The sequence below is a fragment of the Collinsella aerofaciens genome (assembly GCF_001405375.1).
GTDB lineage: Bacteria > Actinomycetota > Coriobacteriia > Coriobacteriales > Coriobacteriaceae > Collinsella > Collinsella aerofaciens_F.
Genome location: NZ_CYYP01000003.1, coordinates 45,104 through 63,240 on the forward strand (window position 1 = coordinate 45,104; position 18,137 = coordinate 63,240).

Below are 18,137 nucleotides of genomic sequence, written 5' to 3' on the forward strand. Positions count from 1 at the left end.
TTTTTCAATGGAAAGACCAAAGCAGTCTTATACTAAACATGATCGTTAGGAGGCAGTATGCAGCGACAGCTAATGGACGAACTCATCGCTTGGAAATCTAGGGCAAACCGCAAGCCCCTCCTGCTTAAGGGGGCCCGCCAGACGGGAAAAACCTGGCTTCTTAACGAATTCGCAGGCCAGCAGTATCAAAACGTCATCCGCTTTGACTTTATGCTCGAACCGGGCGCACGTTCGCTGTTCGACGGAAGCCTTGACCCCAAACGCATCATCTCCCAGATAGAGCTCCTACGCGGCCAGACCATAACGCCGACAGACACGCTCATCATCTTCGACGAAATCCAAGAGGCACCGCGTGGCATCACCTCGCTCAAATACTTCAACGAGCTGGCGCCGGAATACCATATCGTGGCAGCCGGCTCCTATATGGGGCTCGCGCTCCGACGCGAAAACGAGTCGTTCCCCGTCGGCAAGATTGACCAGCTCACCATGCGCCCCATGGGGTTTGTCGAGTTCGTTCGTGCCGTCGATGGCGATCCGCTCGCAGATGCCATCCTTGCCGCAGACATGGACCTGCTGGCAAACGTTTCTGAAAAGCTCGAGCGCCTGCTCAAGGAATACCTCGTTGTCGGTGGCATGCCGGAAGTTGTCTCCGCTTTCGCCGCCTCCCACGATTTCATCGAAGCCCGCAGGCTTCAGCAGCAAATCATCGAAGCTTATGAATCCGATTTTGGCAAGCATGCGCCAGCCCGCATCGTCGAGCGCATGAGGCTGGTTTGGAAATCCCTTCCCGGCCAGCTCGCAAAGGAAAACAAGAAGTTCGTCTACGGCGCGCTTCGTCCCGGGGCGCGCGCACGCGATTTTGAGGAAAGCCTCCAGTGGCTCATGGACTATGGAATCGTTCATAAGGTACCACGTGTTTCCGCCCTAAGAGCACCGCTCACAAGCTACGAGGATCTCTCGGGCTTCAAGCTGTTCTGCATCGACACCGGCATCCTCGGAGCACTCTCCGGCCTCACGCCAGCCATTGTTCTGAACGGGCCCGCTGTTTTTACGGAGTTCAAAGGCTCGCTGACCGAGCAATACGTCGCACAGGAGCTTTTGCTCCAAGGCAAAACTCCCGCGTATTGGTCATCCTCCTCCGGCAATGCAGAGACTGACTTTGCCATCGACCATGCGGGGACCGTGCTTCCGCTCGAAGTCAAGGCGGCAGAGAATCTCAAAGCAAAGAGCCTGAGGATTGCCTGCGAGAAGTTCAAGCTCGAGCGCTGCGTGAGAACATCGTTAGCGGCATATAGAGACGAGGGCACGCTCGTCAACATTCCGCTCTGGGAGATTGGGCAAATCGAAAAGCTGGCATAGGCGCTGTGGAGGGGGGGGTGCCCCGTAAGGAGTGTCCCAAACTGCCGGCAAAAAAGGAACGTCCCTATCTGCCGCATTCCCGAAGCAAGGCAACGCCGATGTTTTGGCAACGGCAGCGAGCGGGTCGCATTTGAGACAAGGTGACGTGAAACGAAAGGGCGCTGACCTTCTGGTCGCGCCCTTGAAGTTGAACGTCAGATTGTCCAAATGCGGCCCGCGCAGCGTCGAGCCGTTACGGCGTTTGGTAAAACGCCGTAACTTTAAAGCTCCGTTACTTCAACGCTGTTGTAGACCTCGTCCCAGCGGTCCATGACCAGGTGGCCGGTCTTGGGATCCATGGCGTTGAGCTTGCCGCAGGTATTGGCGGTCTTGAGCACCGTGACGTCGTCGGCACCGGCAGCAATGGCATGCGCAAAACCGGCGATGGTCGAGTCACCGGAACCCGTTGCGTTCACAGCCGCAATCGCGGGCGTCTTGGCGCGAAACGCACGGCCCTCATGGAAGCCCACCGAACCGGCAGCGCCCATCGAAACGACAACCCAGGGAATACCGGCAAAGCGGCCATCGGCGGCAAGCGCCTCGCGCAGGGCATCGACATCATCGGTCGTAAAGGACGTACCCAGCAGGCCGTTGATCTCGGTCAGGTTGGGCTTTACGAGCTCAGGCTTAGCGTCGGACTCCAGCGCGGCCTCCAGCGATGCACCCGAGGTGTCGAGCAGCACCTTGGCGCCCGCCTCCTCGGCGATCTTGACGAGCTCGGCATAGTAGCCGGCATCGACACCACGCGGCAGCGAGCCCGAAAGCGTCACAACGTCCGCCTTCGCTGCGAGCTCGGCAAACTTGGCCGTAAAGGCCTCGAGCTCGGCCGGGGCGATCTGCGGGCCGCTCTCCAAAAGCTCGGTCTGATTACCCTCGTGCAGAATATTCAGGCAAATGCGCGTCTCACCGGCGATGGGCACAAAGTCGTTCTTGACGCCATCGGCATCCATGAGCTCGGCCATATAGGCACCCATGTGGCCGCCGAGCAGACCGGTCGCGAGCACGTCGTCGCCCAGCTGCAGCAGCACGCGGCTCACGTTGAGGCCCTTGCCGCCAGCGGTCTTTTCGGGCGTCACGCGGTTCACGTCGTCGATGATCAACTTGTCGAGCTGATAGCGCGTATCAATCGACGGGTTCATGGTAACGGTCAGAATCATAATGAACTCCTGTTTCCGGGGCACGACACGCGCGGCCCCAAACATACGATAGCTCGTTAAAGGATCTCGATCTCAAAGCCGCGGGTAACGGTCTCCCCCGGCTTAGCCACCAGGCAGCCGCGCTTGTGCTCCAGGATATCGTCCTCGTCGGAGCAGGTGGACAGGCCGCCCCACGGTTCCACGGCAACAAAGTCACCCTCGGGCTTGCTCCACACAATCAGGTATGGCATATCGGGGAACGTCAGGCGCACGCCCTTGTCCTCGGTTTTCTTGGTAAGCGTAACTACGCGGCTCTCGAGCACGTCAAAGATGGTCTCCGCGAAGTCAAAGAGTTCGTGGGTCAGCGGCAGGTCATGGCCAACCATCGGGTTCTTGCTGCGATGCTTAACATCAATCAGGCCCGTCGAGGGAACGGCAGTACAGAGCTCGGCGGCCTCGCGCTGCTCAAAACGGAGCTCGTAGTCGTCATAGGACTCGCCCTCGTCAAGCGGGCACTTAAAGCCAGGGTGACCGCCCACAAAGAACGGCATGTCCTCGGTGCCCTCATTGGTCACCTCGTACGACACGGCCACCTTTTCCGAATCGATCGTGTAACGAGCAACGATCTTAAACGGATACGGGTACTGCTCGAGCAACTCGGCATGGTCGGCAGAGCTTAAGCTCAGCGCAACCATGTTGTCGCTCTGCTCCTCGAGCTTCCACTCCTGTTTGCGCGCAAAGCCGTGACGGGCGAGCTTGACCTCGCGGCCGCCCATGGTCATTGCGCGACCGTCACGAAGGCCGCCGCAGATCGGGAAACAAATGGGTGCCTGGCCCGACCAGACCGCCGGGTCACCCTGCCACAGGTACTCACGGCCGTTGGCCGCAATAGAAGTGAACGACCCGCCCGCCGTGCTCAGTGCTACGCGGATAGAACCGTTATCAAGAACAAACTCCATAGGAGCCTTCCCTTTCTTACGACAGCCCGCCAAGTCAATAGGGCTGATAGAAAACCGGCCCGCGCCTCCTCACAGAAACGCGAGCCGTCAATTGAAAAGCTGCAAATCGCCAAGTACAGCCAAGAGCGAAGCACTCAAGCCAAGCAAGCAAACGTGTTATCGGAGCAGCTTACTGAACCAGAAAGCTTCGCAACAACAGCGGTAACCCCACAGGTACCCCCAACGTCAGCGAGAAGTCAGCTGGCGAGGCAAGGTGCCGTGAAGCGAGGCGGCATTGACCTTCTGGTCATGCCGCCGAAGCTGAACGGCAGATTGCCCGCCAGATGGCTTCGCAGCGTCGGCCGGTCCGGCGTTCGGTAGAACGCCGGAACCCCTTAGTCGTGATACTCGCCGCGGTCCCACTTCTCGAGGAACTCGTCAAAGAAGTGCGGGTCAGCCTGAGCATCGGCGTCGGCCTTATTGCAAGCATCGATCTTGGCGATCAGGGCATCGTGCTCGGGAGTCTTCTCGTAGGGCTCCTCCAGGAAGGCAAGCATGATGTCGGCCATCAGGAACTCGCCGGTAATCTTGCCGCCAAAGCCCACGATGTTGGCGTTGAGCTCGCGACGGGCATACAGGGCAGAGGTCATGTCGCGGACCAGCGCGCAACGGGCGCCGGGAACCTTGTTGACGGCGTTGGTGATGCCAATGCCGGTGCCGCAGAGGGCCACGCCAAAGTCGGCCTTGCCGCTGGCAACAGCCTCGCCCACGGCCTTACCGTAGATGGGATAGTGCGTACGGGTGTGGCTGTAGGTGCCGCAGTCGAGCACCTTGTAGCCAGCCTGCTCCAGGCGGTCGGCCAGATAGATCTTCTCGTCCGTAACGATATGGTCGCAACCGATTGCGATGGTCTTCTTCATCAGAACGTCCTTTCGTCTGAATTCACAAGTTGAGATAGAAGTTCGAGTTCTCGGTGGCTCTCGTTAGGCCATCTTGTTGAGCATGTCGACACGGATCTGGTGACGGCCGCCGGCGTACTGGGCGCGCAGGAACTCGCGGGCGATCTTCTTGGCGACCTCGGTGCCCACAACGCCCGGGCCCATGGTGACCATGCGCGAGCCGTTGTGCTCGCGGGTCATGTAGGCGGAACGCTCGTCGGAAATGTTGGCGACGACCATGCCCTTAATCTTGACGGCGGCCATATAGGAGCCGACGCCGTACTTATCGAATGCGAAGCCCTGGGAATCCTTGTGCTCCAGCAGGTCCTTGGCAACGGCGGTCGCGGAATCGACAAAGTCCGCGGCAGGGGTCTCGGAATAGTCGACGACCTCGTGACCGTCGGCGATGAGCATCTCCTTGATGGACTCCTTCATCGACATACCGTCGGCATCGGAAGCGATTACAACCCTCATGACATCCTCCTTGAGAGATACGCAGGTGCGTAGTTCCTGTTTGGAAGTGTTGAATCGCGTTCAGGTCCGGGCATCTGAACGTGCGGTTCTTCACTGTTCGTGTTTATTTGAACACATTCGAACATAAACTGCAACAACTATTTGTTTATCTTTGTTCTTTTTTGAGCAAATACCGTTCACAGGTGATTGCTGACCGTTTGGACCCGGCGCGGACGTAGCGACCACGTGTTCAACAAACAAAAGGGCGGCCGAGAACGTGTCTCGGCCGCCCTTCGGCGGTATTCCCCGGTATATACAGCTGTTTTAGCTACTCGGACTGCCCGCCCTTTTTGACGTGCTTGGAAGGAGCGCTCAAGAAACGGCCCGTCAAATAGTTCGCCGGGCCGGAAATATCGATCCCCAGCAGCACGTGTCCTAGCCATAGGAACGCCACGAGCACCAGCAGCGGGATAACGCACGAGGTCACGATCATCACGATGACGCCTTCAATCAGATCGGTCACCTGCTGCACGATCTCGTCGGTCATCTGCTTGGCGCCGCTGGTTACCGACGTGACCAGGCTCGAGGCCCCATCGGTCAACTGCTCGAGCACATTTTTTGACTCCGTGGCCTCGGATTTTTTCTTGTTCGATTTTGAGCTGGTCTCGGCTGACTTGTCCGTGGTGTCGGCCGCGTCCGCAGCGTCCGCAGCCTTTTGCTCAGCTTGCTCAATACTTACGCGATACGTTTCGTCGACCTTTTGCGACACCCATACGCTTGCAGGCACCAACGCCATGCCGATCATGGCGACCACCAGCACGCGCGTCGCCACACGGCGCAGAACAGCGCTCGTACTCCAGCGCCCGTGAATGCCGAGCGACACCGCAAAGAGCACCAACGCAAACGGGATTAAGATGCCCAAGCCAACCGACCACAAAATCGTGAGCAAATATTTCTCTAGGTATAGCACGGCGAGCACAATACCAAGGTTGCCTGAAAGCTGTGCGAGCTGTTCGGCAACCGGCGTTCCCGTATCACCCGGCAGCGCCGTAATACCCGCAGATAGAGCAACGCATGAAGCCGTGAGCGCCAAAACGTTGCCCTTCTTTTGATCGATGACCTCGATGGTGGAGTCCCAAGTTTTGGTATCGGCGAAATGCGGACGAGCCACAAAACCCGACAGCATCGCCAGTACCACGAGCGCAACGACAAAGCCAATCTGCAGCTTTTTGTTTGCACACACAACATCGGACAGGCTGGGCTGCAGCTCGGTTACCGTCGTGTGCTCGGTTATCTGGACAGGACGCCCATGAGCCATCTCGTGCACGTCTCTTTTTTGTATTGACCCGTTATCCGGCATTTGGATACCTCCTCATTCCGGCGTTTAATGCGAAAGGAAGTATACCCACCGAGCAAAAATCGAACGGGAAGACGAACGGAGCGCACCAAGACTGTCCCCAATGACTAGTCATTTAAGAACGTCCCCAATGACTATCTCGGGATGAGTTGCGGTGGAATAGGGATTGTTTTGTGCCCGCCGGCCCCTATTCAGTCCCTATTTCACCGCAACTTGAAGGAGAACAGAAAAAGCCCTGCCGCGGGTAACGGCAGGGCTTTTGGAAGGGGGCTTGGTTGTGAGGGCTCGTTAGGCGAGCTTGGCCTCGAGCTCGGCGATGCGCTTGTAGGCATCGATGGTAAAGCGGGCCTGCTTCTCCAGGATCATAGTGGTCATGAGAGTGTCCTGAGCGTGAGCCATGATGAAGGTCATCTCCATCTCGCCACCGCCGGCCTCCTGCGAAAGCAGCTTGGTCTGCGTGTCGTGGGCGCCGATAAGTGCATCGCTGGCATCCTTGTGCAGCTGCTCGGCCTTCTCAAAGTCACCCTCGCGAGCAGCATCGAGCGCTGCAAGCAGATCGGTCTGGGCGTCACCTGCGTATGCGACAATCTCGAATCCAACCATCGAGATTTCTTCTTTGGTTGCCATGTTGCGTTCCTTTCACATATGAACCAATGGAGAGCATCGCGTCCGGGCATACGCGTTGCGTTGTGTATGGTAGGAACAGTAACATTCAAACAAAAAAGAACAGCGCAAAATGCAATTTCGAGCTATGAACGGTTGCTTTTCACCCGTGAACGGCTTTTAAACCAATCCGAACATTATCAAACACAATTATCGGCAACCAAACGGGTCCGCATCCTAGCGTATATCGCGCACCGTATCGCCCTCGACGAGCACGCCCGGAAACAGCATGTGCTCTACACCAGGTGCAACGCCCTCGGCGCCGACAATCTTGTCGACCGCCCACATGCCGACGCGCTTGTTGTCAAAGCGCACCGTGGTCAGGCGACAATCGGGCACGATATCGCCCAGACTATCGTCAACACCCACCACGCTCACGTCCTGGGGCACGCGCTTTCCGCGCGACTCGAGCCCGCGAATGCAGCCGTAGGCCATGGCATCGTTGGAGGCATAAATGGCCGTACAGGTCGGATCATCCGCAAGCACCTGGCCGGCAGCATATCCGCTCTGCGCCGTCCAGTCGCCGCGCACGAGCTGCGGTGGCTCAATGCCATGCGCACGCAATGTCTCACGCCAGCCTTCCTCGCGCCGCATGCCCGAAAGCGAGCGCTCGGGGCACGAGATAAAGTGCACGGTCTTGTGCCCCTGCTCCAGCAAGTACTCGACCACCTGGCGCGAGCAATCGAACTGGTCGTTATCGACCGTCGAGCACAGCGGGTGCTCCAACATCGTAACGAGCACCGTCTGCATGCCGGGCAGCGGTTCAAAGGTTCCAAAGTCCGCCGGCATGCGGTTCATGATCACAACCATACCGTCCACCGGCAGTGCACTCATACGCGACGATGTGCTCTCGAGGGTATACGGATGCCCATCTACTTTAGTGAGGGTGATGGCGTAGCCGTGTTTGTCGGCGGCGGCGGCAAAGCCCTCCATACGGTCGAGGTTGCCGGTGCCGGTAATGTTGAACATAGCGACGCCGACGGTCTTAAACTTACCGCGGCGCAGCGATCGACCGGCAAAATTGGGGCGATACCCCAGCTCGCGCATGGCGGCACGCACGCGCTCCTTGGTCTCGGGGCGCACGCTGGGCGAATCGTGCACCGTACGCGAGACTGTCTGCTCCGAGACGCCCGCGAGACGCGCCACATCCTTAACGGAAACCGATTTTTTAACAGCGGCCATAGGTCGATCTTTCTATGTCGACGATGCCATTGGTGGCACCCTACGCAGTCATTTTTAACGCCTTCAAGTATATCCAACGCCTCCCCCACCATACGCTCACCACCCAAAACCTACCGTTCACCGACATTTTTGCTTCCGCAAACGGCTTTTGGCGCCCAAATGTTAACGTTGCCATTGTGCAAACACAGAGCCACCGGGCGGCTCAAACGTTTACGCATAAGGAATCGACGGTTCGCAGGCACAGGAACCACCGGTTCGTGTCTTTTTTTGTGTCGCAAAATGGCAACGTCAACATTTTGGCAACCGAACGTCAAAAGCTACCATCGTTGCTAACCCACCGACTCTTAGGAGCTTTGCATGGAGCAACTCATCGCCACTATCGAAAAGGGCCAGCCCTTTTTCAACGCGATCGCCCGCAACAAGTACCTCAAGGCGATCCGCGACGGTTTTATCTCCGTCATCCCCATCATCATCTTCTCGTCCATCTTCTGCCTCGTAGCCTCGGTCCCCAACATCTGGGGTTTCTACTGGCCCGATGACATCAACAACGCCCTGTGGAAGTGCTACAACTACTCCATGGGCATCCTGGCAATCGCCTGTGCCGCCACCACCGCCAAGCACTTCGCCGACGCTCAGAACCGCGACCTGCCCAAGAACAACCAGATCAACTTTATCTCATGCATGTGCGCGGCCATCATCGGCTTCTTGCTCCTTTCGAGCGACACCATCGCCACGGACGCCGCCAGCGGCTTCAACACCACCTACCTTGGTTCCAAGGGCCTGCTGACTGCCTTCATCGCTGCGTTTGTGACCGGCATCATCTACAAGTTCTTTATCAAGCGCAACATCACCGTCAAGATGCCCGAGCAGGTTCCGCCCAACATCTCGCAGACCTTTAAGGACATCATCCCCTTCTCCGTCTGCATCACCGTCTTTTGGGTCTTTGACATCGTCTTCCGCGCTGCCTTTGGCTTCTGCTTTGCCCAGGGCGTCATCCAGGTGTTCCAGCCCCTGTTCACCGCTGCCGACGGCTATATCGGTCTCGCTGTGATCTACGGCGCCATGAGCCTGTTCTGGTTCGTCGGCGTCCACGGCCCCTCGATCGTCGAGCCCGCCATCGCCGCCGCCCTCGTTGCCAACATGACCGACAACCTGGCTGCATTCCAGGCCGGCGAGCACGCCTCCGCCGTTCTGACGCAGGGCGCCCAGTACTTCGTCGTCTGCATGGGCGGCACCGGCGCCACGCTCGTCTTGGTCTTTATGTTCTGCTTCCTGGCCAAGTCCCAGGAGATGCGCGCCGTCGGTAAGGCCGCCATCGTCCCCGTCTGCTTTGCCGTCAACGAGCCGCTGCTGTTCGCCGCGCCCATCGTGCTCAACCCCGTCTTCTTTGTCCCGTTTGTCTTTGCCCCGATCGCCAACATCTGGATCCTCAAGATCTTTATCGACTTCTTGGGCATGAACGGCTTTATGTACACCCTGCCTTGGACCGTCCCCGGCCCCATCGGCACCATCATGGGCCTGGGCTTCCAGCCGCTCGCCTTTGTGATGCTCGCCCTTATCCTGGTCGTCGACTTTGTTCTGTACTATCCGTTCTTCCGTGCCTACGACGCCCAGAAGTGCGCCGAGGAGGCCGAGATCTCCCAGGAGGAGCTCGCCGCCAAGAACGCCGAGAAGGCCGCCAAGCTCAACGATGCCTTCCAGGGCAAGGCCGACGCCAAGAGCGTTGCCGCCGGCGCTGCTGCCGAGGCCGTGAAGGCCGACGCCCCCGCCGCTGTCGCCACCGAGGCAACGACCGCCAGCGACCTCAACGGCAAGCGCGTGCTCGTGCTCTGCCAGGGCGGCGGTACCTCGGGCCTGCTCGCCAACGCGCTGGCCAAGGCTGCCAAAGAGCGCGGCATCAATCTTGAGACCGCTGCCGAGGCCTATGGCAACCACGTTGACATGCTCCCCGACTTTGACCTGGTCGTCCTGGCCCCGCAGGCCGCAAGCTACCTGACCGACCTGCAGAAGGACTGCGAGCGCGTGGGCAACAAATGCGTCGCCTGCCGCGGTAAGCAGTACATCGAGCTCTCCCAGAACGGCGACAAGTCTCTCGCCTTCGTAAGCGAGCAACTCTCGAAGTAAGTAACGCTCAGGGCCAGCCGACCATCCAAGACCGGCTGGCCCTTCGATTTAGACGATTGGATCATCATGTCCGTTAACCCCGCTAGCGTCACCAACCCGCCTGCGCAGTTTCCCGAGGACTTTGTCTTTGGCGGCGCCACCGCTGCCTACCAGGTAGAGGGCGAGACCCGCACCCACGGTAAGGGCAAGGTTGCCTGGGACGACTTCTTGGAGGCCCAGGGGCGCTTCTCCCCCGATCCCGCTTCGGACTTCTACAACCAGTACCCCGTCGACTTGGAGCTGTGCGAGGAGTTCGGTATCAACGGCATCCGCCTCTCCATCGCCTGGAGCCGCATCTTCCCCAACGGTACCGGCGAAATCAACCCCGAGGGTGTCCAGTTCTACCACGACCTCTTCGCCGAGTGCCACAAGCACCACGTTGAGCCGTTTGTCACGCTGCATCACTTCGATACGCCGCTGCCCCTCTTTGAGAAGGGCGACTTCCTCAACCGCGAGACCATCGACGCCTTTGTGGACTTTGCCACCTTCTGCTTTAAGGAGTACGCCGACCAGGTGACCTACTGGTTCACCTTTAACGAGATCTGGGCCGATGCCTCCAATACCTACATCGAGGGCACCTTCCCCGGTGGCGTCAAGGCGCATCTGGCCGAGGCCTTCCAGTGCGAGCACAACATGATGCTCGCCCACGCCAAAGCAGTACTGGCCTTCCACAACGGCGGTTTTAAGGGCAAAATCGGCGTCATTCAGTCGCTGGAGTTTAAGTACCCGCTCAACGAGAACGACCCCGCCGACATCAAAGCCGCCAACAACGAGCACGTGTTGCAGAACCAGTTTTTGCTCGACGCCACCTTCCGCGGCGACTACGCGCCCGACACCCTCGAGTGCGCCAACCGCCTGGCTGCCGTCTCGGGCGGCACCATCGAGATCCTGGACGAGGACCTCGAGATTATGCGCAAGGCAGCGCTCTACAACGATTACCTGGGCGTTAACAACTACCAGTGCCGTTTCTTGAAGGCTTACGACGGCGAGAACGACCTGCACCACAACGGTACGGGCGAGAAGGGCACCGGCCGCTGGCGCGTCAAGGGCATTGGCGAGCATGTGAACAAGCCTGGCATCCCCACCACCGACTGGGACTGGATCATCTATCCCAAGGGCCTGTTCGATCTGCTCGTCTACATTAAGCAGCGCTACCCCAACTACAAGCAAATCTTCATCACCGAGAACGGCATGGGCTACAAGGACCCCTACAAGGACGGTTTTGTGGACGACCAGCCGCGCATCGACTACATCGAGCAGCACCTGCGTTGGCTGCTCAAGGCCATGGAGGTGGGCGTCAACGTAGGCGGCTACTTCCTGTGGAGCCTGCAGGATCAGTTCTCCTGGACCAATGGCTACAACAAGCGTTACGGCTTCTTCTACGTTGACTTTGAAACCCAGAAGCGCACGCCCAAGGCAAGCGCATACTGGTATAAGCACGTGGCGCAGACCCGTCGTCTGGACTAGCGGCTGGCGGGGTTACCCGATCACATAACCTGTCCCCATTTCTCAGCCGGGGGCGGCACGTCACACGGCGCGCCGCCCCCGGCCTTTTTGTGCAGGTCGGAAGCCATTTATCTCAATCTATAACATCTAGCCGAGTTTTTGGGTCCTAACTGTTACAGATTGAGACGAACAGGATTGCTCTTTCCGAAGAATCTAAATCTGTAACACGTAGCCCGCTTTTGACCGTCTACCTGTTACAAATCGAGACAGACGGAGTAGGACCTAACCCCGTATGTCCCTAACAGTCGAGCGTTCGACCAGCGTGCTCGGCACATGAATCGCCTCGATAGACGAGCTCTCTCCAATCGCCGCCTCAAACGCAAGCTTACCGACACCGCGCAAATCAAATCGCAGCGTCGTCAGCCGATTGTGAGGAACAAGTCCCTCGAGTGCGTCGTCGATACCAACCACGCTCACGTCGTCGGGCACGGACAGGCCCGCGTTCTCGAGCGCGGCGATAACGCCCAGCGCCATCTGGTCATTTGCCGCAAGCACGGCAGTCGGCGTCTGCGACCCGCCGGCAAGCACCTCGGCCGCAATCCGCTCGCCCATGGCGTACCCACTGTCCGCACTCCAATCGCCACGCAGCATCGGAGCGGCATCGACATGAGCACGACCCAGCGTATCGCGCCAACCGGCCTCACGAAAACGCGAGGAAATCGAGTTTTCCGGACCCGCCACAAACCGCATATTCGAGTGACCATGTTCCAGCAGATAATTGGTCAACAGCTCGCACGAACCATACTGGTCGGAGTCGATCGTCGTGCAGCGCGGATGCGCATACATGGACAGGATGACCGTTCGCACTCCCGGCTGGGGAACAAACTCCTCAAAATCGGGAGCCATGCGGTTCATGTTGAGAATCATGCCGTCGACGGGTCGCTCGACCATGCGGCGCGAGGCATCGGCAAGTGCATAGGGCTTGTCGCCGCCCATCTCGATCATAGTGACGGCAAAATCATGCTCGCGCGCCGCTTGCATGATACCCTCGAGCGTCGCCAGGTTACCGACACGTGTGATGTTGTACATGCACAGGCCAATAGAACGATACGACCCGCCGCGCAACGCCGCTCCAGCAAAATTGGGACGAAAGCCCAGCTCTTCCATGGCGGCCAGCACACGCTTGCGCGTCTTTTCCGTCACGTTGGGCATACCGTTGACCACGCGAGACACAGTCTGGCGGCTCACGCCAGCGAGCGCCGCAACCTCTGCCGCGCTCGCCGAACGACCATTCCTTGTCTGCTGATCCATGCCTTCCACGCTAACCTGCTTCCCAACTATTCCCCGCGCCCATGGCGCATCGTACATACATTGATAACGTGCTCATGATACCCGAGCCATATACCACAACATGAAAACTTCTGTCAATCAAAACCGCTTACCGAACAAATACAACCGTTCGCAGCTGTTTGAAGTTGTTTTGTTTCTATACATCCCAGCCGGATGTTAACGTGCTCATTGTCAAATGTTCACGTGCTCATTTTGGTTCTAATCATTTTAAGATAGTGTTTATCGGGCTTTTTCACCGCTGAACGCTAACCAGGGAGCCTCCTGAGCGCAAACGCACAATATCGAACAGCGAGACGAGAGGATGTATGCATATGTCTTTGCTAAACCGCGTACAGCAGCTGCCGAAGGGCTTTGTTTGGGGCGCCGCAACCGCCGCGTACCAAACGGAAGGTTCCACGAAGGTGGCAGGCAAGGGTAAGACCATGTGGGACGATTACCTTGTCGCCCAGGGTCGCTTTTTGCCCGACCCGGCCAGTGATTTCTACAACCGCTACGAGGAGGATATCCGCCTTTCTGCCGAGCATGGACTCAACGCCATTCGTGTGTCCATCGCCTGGACCCGCATCTTCCCCAACGGCGACGATGCCGAACCCCTCGCCGAGGGCGTTAAGCACTACCACGAGCTGTTCGCCTGCTGCAAAAAGTATGGCGTCGAGCCCTATGTGTCCCTGCATCACTTTGACTCCCCCGCCGCCCTGTTCAACCAGGGCGACTGGCTCAACCGCAAGACCGTCGACGCCTATGTGCGCTATGCCGAGTTCTGCTTCCGCGAGTTCCGCGAGGTCAAGAATTGGTTCACCATCAACGAGCTCATCAGCCTCTCGCACTCCCAATACATCCAAGGCAACTTCCCGCCCAACCATCACTTTGATGTGACGAGCGGCATCCAGAGCCAGCACAACGAGCTCGTTGCCCACGCCCGCGCCGTCAACCTGTATAAGGATCTTGACGAGACCGAGCACCTGGGCGGACGCATTGGCATGGTCAACGTCCTGACGCCGGCATATCCTGCCACCGACTCGCCCGCCGACCAGCACGCCGCCGACCTGTACAACGCCTTCTACACCGACTTCATCATGGACGGCGCCTTCCTGGGTCACTACTCCGCGCGCACCCTCTCACTCATCAACGAGATTCTGCGTGCCAACAACGCCACGCTTACGGTTGAGGACAGCGACATGGAGGAGCTCGCCAAGGCGGCGCCCCGCAACGATATGTTCGGCCTCAACTACTATCAGTCGGCGTTTATCGCCGCCTACGATGGCGAGTCCACCAACAGCTTTAACGGCACCGGAGACAAGGGCACCTCGTGCTTTAAGTTTAAGGGCGTCGGGCAGCAGGTCGATATGCCGGGTATCCCCACCACCGACTGGGATTGGCTCATCTACCCGCAAGGCCTCTACGACACGCTCAAGCACATCAGCGCCACCTATCCCAACCTCCCCGTCATCTATATCACCGAAAACGGCCTGGGCCACAAGGACCCCGAGCCCGACGCAAACGGCATCGTCGCCGATCCCGAGCGCATCGACTTTGTCGACCAGCACATGGAGAAGGTGCTCCAGGCGCGCGCCGAGGGCGTCGACGTCCAGGGCTACTTTATCTGGAGCCTGCAGGACCAGTTCTCGTGGGCCAACGGCTATAACAAGCGCTACGGCCTGTTCTACATCGACTTCGACACGCAAAAACGCTACATCAAGCAGTCGGCACTCTGGTACAAGGAGCTCGCCGACACTATGGCGGACGCGCAGTAGCGCATCGCCTCGCTTTCCCCCGAGAAGGGAGCGGCCCTATGCGATACAAACCCAGCCGCTCCCCTCTCTCCCCCTGGGACCGACCCCGCCTGCACCCGGGCTTTTAGCAAGCGGGAGACCATATAGGTTTTCAACGTCCATGCCATTAAGATTTCATGCAAAGAGGAGCGTGAACTATGGAATCGATCGTTAAGTTCTTGGAGAAAGGTCAGCCGTACTTCGACAAGGTCTCTAAGAACATCTACCTTCAGGCCATTAAAGACGGCTTTTTGGCAGCAATGCCCATCATCCTGTCTTCTTCTGTCTTCCTGCTTATTTCGACCCTGCCGGGCGTTGTCGCCACGGTCGGCGGCTTTACGCTGCCCGACTGGTGGAACGTCGACGTCGTGAACTTCTGCAACAAGGTTTACAACTTCACGATGGGCGTCGTGGGCATCATGGTCGCCGGCACCACCGCAAGCGCGCTGACCGGCTCCAAGAACCGCCGCATGCCTGCCGGCAAGGCCATCAACGCCACGAGCACCATGGTCGCCGCCATGTGCGCTATGCTCATCTTGGCCGTTACCCAGACGAGTGCCAAGATCGACGGCGCCGATGTCTCGGTGTTCTTTACCGACAACATGGGCACCAAGGGCCTGCTGAGCTCCTTTGTCGCCGCATTTGCCACGGTCAACATCTATGCCTTCTGCATTAAGCGAGACATCACCATCAAGCTGCCCAAAGAAGTCCCCGGCGCCATCGCCCAGAACTTCCGCGACATCTTCGCCTTCAGCTTCTCCATCCTGTTTGTCGCCGTCATCGACGTTATCTGCCGCACCTGCTTGGCCGTCCCGTTTGCCAACGTCATCTCCACGCTGGTGAGCCCGCTGTTCGCCGCTGCCGATTCCTACGCCGGCCTCGCCCTCATCTGGTTCATGATCCCGCTGTTCTGGTTCATGGGCATCCACGGCCCCTCGGTCGTTAAGCCTGCCCTCAACGCCGCGCTGTTTGGCAACATCACCACCAACCTCGCCACGCTGCAGGCCGGCGGTCACCCCGCCCTCGCCCTGACCGAGAACTTCGGTAACTACATCGGCGAACTCGGCGGCACCGGCGCCACGTTCATTGTCCCGATCATCTTCCTGCTCTTTATGCGCTCCAAGCAGCTCAAGGCCGTCGGCAAAGCCTCTGTCGTACCCGTGATGTTCGCCGTCAACGAGCCGCTGCTGTTCGCCGCGCCCATCATCCTCAACCCGTACTTCCTGATCCCGTTCCTGTTTGCCCCCGTGGCCAACGTCCTCATTGGTAAGTTCTTCATCGACTTTTTGGGCATGAACGGCTTTATCTATGCCATGCCGTGGGCACTCCCCGGACCGATCGGCACCTTCATCGACACCAACTTCCAGCCGATCTCTCTGGTCCTGGTTGTCGTCCTGCTGGTCGTTGACTTCTTGATCTACTACCCATTCTGCAAGGCCTACGACAACGTCCTGTGCAAGCAGGAGGCCGAGACCCTGGCCGAAGAAGAGGCCGAGGAGACCAAGGCCGTCAAGACCGCTGCCGCCCCCGCCGTTGAGGCTCCTGTTGTCGAGACCGCTTCTGCCACCGAGGCCTCCGCAGCTCCGTCCGCCCTTAAGGGCAAGGATCTGAGGGTTCTGGTTCTGTGCGCTGGCGCCGGCACCTCTGCACTGCTCGCCAACGCGCTTAAGGAAGGCGCCGACGAGCTGGGCATCGACATTACCGCCAACGCCGGTGCCTACGGCAGCCACTACGCCATCATGGACCAGTACAACGTCATCGTCCTGGCTCCGCAGGTTCGCACCTATTACAACGAGATGAAGGCCGACACCGACCGCCTGGGCATCACGCTGCTGTCGCCCAAGGGCAAACAGTACATCGACCTCACTAAGGATCCCAAGGGCGCCGTCGCCTGGATCGAGGAAAACCTCGAGGCATAAGACGCTGACACCACCTGCCGCTTGCAGACAATAAATGGCCCGTGCATCGATGTGTGATGCGCGGGCCATTTTGTTTAGACCGCACCCGTCCTCCTGTTCATCTCAATCTGTAACATCTAGCCGAGTTTTTCGGTCCTAGCTGTTACAGATCGAGATGAACGCACAGGCCAAGCCGAAAATCTCAATCTGTAACATGTAGACCACTTTTGACCGCTTAGATGTTACAGATCGAGACAAACGGAATAAGCCGGACCGAATTGTCTAAATCTGTAACATCTAGCTGAGATTTTCGGCCCTACCTGTTACAGATTGAGACAAACAGGCCGAGCACGTCTACGCCCGCAGGTCCTTTACGCTGGAGCGCTCGACCAACACGCCCGAGACGAGCGTACGGCTTCTGGAGCTCGGGGCTTCCAGACCTGAGACGACCTCGTTGAGCGCACGGACGCCCAGCTCGCGGTGGCGAAACTTCACCGACGTCAGAATCGAGTTGGGAATCGTCTTATAGAGCTCATCGTCGAAGCCGATCACGGACACGTCGTCGGGCACACTCAGACCCTTGTCACGTAGAGCCATCATCACGCCGTTTGCCATGCAGTCGTTAGCAGCGAGGATCGCCGTGCAATCGGGCTTATCGGCAAGCACAAGGCCCGCGGCATAGCCACTATCCGCATTCCAATCGCCTTGCAGAGGCTCGGGCGGCTCAATGCCACGCGCCTCGAGTGCCGCACGCCAACCTTTCATACGACACTGGCTCGACAGCGCCTCTTTCTTACCAGAGACGAAGTATACGTTCTTGTGCCCACGATTTAAGAAGTACTCGCACGCCATACGCGCACCACCCTCTTGATCGTCACTAACGGTAGAGCAGGCAGGATGCTCCATCGGCGTGATAATCACCGTCTTGAGGTCTTTCGGTGCCTCAAAGGTATCAAAGTCATCGACCATCTGACGCAGGTTGAAGATCATGCCATCAACAGGCAGCTGCGACATCCTACGCGCCGCATCGGCAAGGGTCATCTTCTCCCCTGCCCGCTTTTTGATCATCGTGAGCGCAAAGCCGCGTTCTTCGGCGGCATCGGCGATACCGTCAATCATGTCCACGGCACCGCCCGACAAGTGAAACAGCACGACGCCGATGCACCCGTAACGGCCCAACTTGAGCGAACGCGCGGCAAAGTTGGTTCGAAACCCGAGCGCCTCCATGGCCGAATGGACCTTATCACGTGTCGACTCTCGCACGCTATTGGGCTCGTTGATCACACGCGAAACCGTCTTGAGAGAAACGCCCGCGGCAACTGCCACATCATTCATTGAGACATTTTTCTTGTCCATCGTTGCCACTGCTTCTCCACTCGGTTCTCTATCGCTTGTTTTTTGCGTTCTAGCATACACTACCTGCCTAACTAGTAAATCAGCCGT

At 58.5% G+C, this 18,137-nt stretch carries 14 protein-coding genes; 5 read left to right on the forward strand and 9 right to left on the reverse strand.

What is annotated here, in order from left to right; all coding sequences use genetic code 11:
- The first annotated feature begins 57 nt into the window (after positions 1–57).
- Positions 58–1,359: an ATP-binding protein gene (locus ARB25_RS02245; RefSeq protein ID WP_055285433.1), complete on the forward strand. Its 1,302-nt coding sequence runs from the start codon at positions 58–60 to the stop codon at positions 1,357–1,359.
- Positions 1,360–1,619: 260 nt separating this feature from the next.
- Here ARB25_RS02245 and ARB25_RS02250 read toward each other — a convergent pair whose 3' ends face one another.
- From ARB25_RS02250 to ARB25_RS02280, 7 genes are all read right to left on the reverse strand, one after another.
- A complete protein-coding gene (locus tag ARB25_RS02250) occupies positions 1,620–2,555 on the reverse strand; it encodes a hexose kinase (protein ID WP_055285435.1) in 936 nt (311 codons plus the stop codon).
- A gap of 56 nt (positions 2,556–2,611) precedes the next feature.
- Positions 2,612–3,493 carry an aldose 1-epimerase family protein gene (locus ARB25_RS02255; RefSeq protein WP_055285437.1) on the reverse strand — a complete coding sequence of 294 codons (882 nt, stop codon included), beginning with the start codon at positions 3,491–3,493 and terminating at the stop codon, positions 2,612–2,614.
- A gap of 374 nt (positions 3,494–3,867) precedes the next feature.
- Positions 3,868–4,392, reverse strand: a complete 525-nt coding sequence (lacB, locus tag ARB25_RS02260; RefSeq protein ID WP_055285439.1) for a galactose-6-phosphate isomerase subunit LacB — start codon at positions 4,390–4,392, stop codon at positions 3,868–3,870.
- A 63-nt stretch (positions 4,393–4,455) separates the two neighbouring features.
- On the reverse strand, positions 4,456–4,884 hold the full coding sequence (lacA, locus tag ARB25_RS02265) for a galactose-6-phosphate isomerase subunit LacA (protein ID WP_006234830.1): 429 nt from the start codon (positions 4,882–4,884) through the stop codon (positions 4,456–4,458).
- A gap of 307 nt (positions 4,885–5,191) precedes the next feature.
- A complete protein-coding gene (locus ARB25_RS02270) occupies positions 5,192–6,181 on the reverse strand; it encodes a hypothetical protein (RefSeq protein WP_055285441.1) in 990 nt (329 codons plus the stop codon).
- Positions 6,182–6,508: 327 nt separating this feature from the next.
- Complete coding sequence (locus ARB25_RS02275) at positions 6,509–6,847, reverse strand: PTS lactose/cellobiose transporter subunit IIA (RefSeq protein ID WP_055252615.1); 339 nt, start codon at positions 6,845–6,847, stop codon at positions 6,509–6,511.
- A gap of 213 nt (positions 6,848–7,060) precedes the next feature.
- Positions 7,061–8,065, reverse strand: a complete 1,005-nt coding sequence (locus ARB25_RS02280) for a LacI family DNA-binding transcriptional regulator (protein WP_055285443.1) — start codon at positions 8,063–8,065, stop codon at positions 7,061–7,063.
- 357 nt (positions 8,066–8,422) lie between these two features.
- Here ARB25_RS02280 and ARB25_RS02285 point away from each other — a divergent pair, with 357 nt between their 5' ends.
- On the forward strand, positions 8,423–10,189 hold the full coding sequence (locus ARB25_RS02285; protein ID WP_055285445.1) for a lactose/cellobiose PTS transporter subunit IIB: 1,767 nt from the start codon (positions 8,423–8,425) through the stop codon (positions 10,187–10,189).
- A 66-nt stretch (positions 10,190–10,255) separates the two neighbouring features.
- Complete coding sequence (lacG, locus tag ARB25_RS02290) at positions 10,256–11,695, forward strand: 6-phospho-beta-galactosidase (RefSeq protein WP_055285447.1); 1,440 nt, start codon at positions 10,256–10,258, stop codon at positions 11,693–11,695.
- A 261-nt stretch (positions 11,696–11,956) separates the two neighbouring features.
- On the opposite strand, the gene ARB25_RS02295 is transcribed toward lacG (ARB25_RS02290), so the two are convergent.
- Complete coding sequence (locus tag ARB25_RS02295; RefSeq protein ID WP_055285449.1) at positions 11,957–12,985, reverse strand: LacI family DNA-binding transcriptional regulator; 1,029 nt, start codon at positions 12,983–12,985, stop codon at positions 11,957–11,959.
- A 350-nt stretch (positions 12,986–13,335) separates the two neighbouring features.
- Here ARB25_RS02295 and lacG (ARB25_RS02300) point away from each other — a divergent pair, with 350 nt between their 5' ends.
- On the forward strand, positions 13,336–14,778 hold the full coding sequence (gene lacG, locus ARB25_RS02300; protein WP_022094683.1) for a 6-phospho-beta-galactosidase: 1,443 nt from the start codon (positions 13,336–13,338) through the stop codon (positions 14,776–14,778).
- Between the two features lie 176 nt (positions 14,779–14,954).
- Positions 14,955–16,715, forward strand: coding sequence for a PTS lactose transporter subunit IIBC (locus ARB25_RS02305; protein WP_022094682.1), 1,761 nt, complete (start codon positions 14,955–14,957; stop codon positions 16,713–16,715).
- A gap of 333 nt (positions 16,716–17,048) precedes the next feature.
- Here the strand turns inward: ARB25_RS02305 and ARB25_RS02310 are convergent, their stop codons facing one another.
- The gene (locus ARB25_RS02310; RefSeq protein WP_055285451.1) at positions 17,049–18,050 is read right to left on the reverse strand and encodes a LacI family DNA-binding transcriptional regulator; all 1,002 of its coding nucleotides are present in this window, start codon (positions 18,048–18,050) and stop codon (positions 17,049–17,051) included.
- Positions 18,051–18,137 lie beyond the last annotated feature (87 nt).

Coding starts and splice junctions, on each gene's coding strand:
- lacG (WP_022094683.1), top strand. CDS start 13,336: ATGTCTTTGCTAAACCGCGTACAGCAGCTGCCGAAGGGCTTTGTTTGG.
- ARB25_RS02250 (WP_055285435.1), bottom strand. CDS start 2,555: ATGATTCTGACCGTTACCATGAACCCGTCGATTGATACGCGCTATCAG.
- ARB25_RS02280 (WP_055285443.1), bottom strand. CDS start 8,065: ATGGCCGCTGTTAAAAAATCGGTTTCCGTTAAGGATGTGGCGCGTCTC.
- ARB25_RS02245 (WP_055285433.1), top strand. CDS start 58: ATGCAGCGACAGCTAATGGACGAACTCATCGCTTGGAAATCTAGGGCA.
- ARB25_RS02270 (WP_055285441.1), bottom strand. CDS start 6,181: ATGGCTCATGGGCGTCCTGTCCAGATAACCGAGCACACGACGGTAACC.
- ARB25_RS02305 (WP_022094682.1), top strand. CDS start 14,955: ATGGAATCGATCGTTAAGTTCTTGGAGAAAGGTCAGCCGTACTTCGAC.
- lacG (WP_055285447.1), top strand. CDS start 10,256: ATGTCCGTTAACCCCGCTAGCGTCACCAACCCGCCTGCGCAGTTTCCC.
- ARB25_RS02295 (WP_055285449.1), bottom strand. CDS start 12,985: ATGGATCAGCAGACAAGGAATGGTCGTTCGGCGAGCGCGGCAGAGGTT.
- lacA (WP_006234830.1), bottom strand. CDS start 4,884: ATGAGGGTTGTAATCGCTTCCGATGCCGACGGTATGTCGATGAAGGAG.
- ARB25_RS02285 (WP_055285445.1), top strand. CDS start 8,423: ATGGAGCAACTCATCGCCACTATCGAAAAGGGCCAGCCCTTTTTCAAC.
- ARB25_RS02275 (WP_055252615.1), bottom strand. CDS start 6,847: ATGGCAACCAAAGAAGAAATCTCGATGGTTGGATTCGAGATTGTCGCA.
- ARB25_RS02310 (WP_055285451.1), bottom strand. CDS start 18,050: ATGGACAAGAAAAATGTCTCAATGAATGATGTGGCAGTTGCCGCGGGC.
- lacB (WP_055285439.1), bottom strand. CDS start 4,392: ATGAAGAAGACCATCGCAATCGGTTGCGACCATATCGTTACGGACGAG.
- ARB25_RS02255 (WP_055285437.1), bottom strand. CDS start 3,493: ATGGAGTTTGTTCTTGATAACGGTTCTATCCGCGTAGCACTGAGCACG.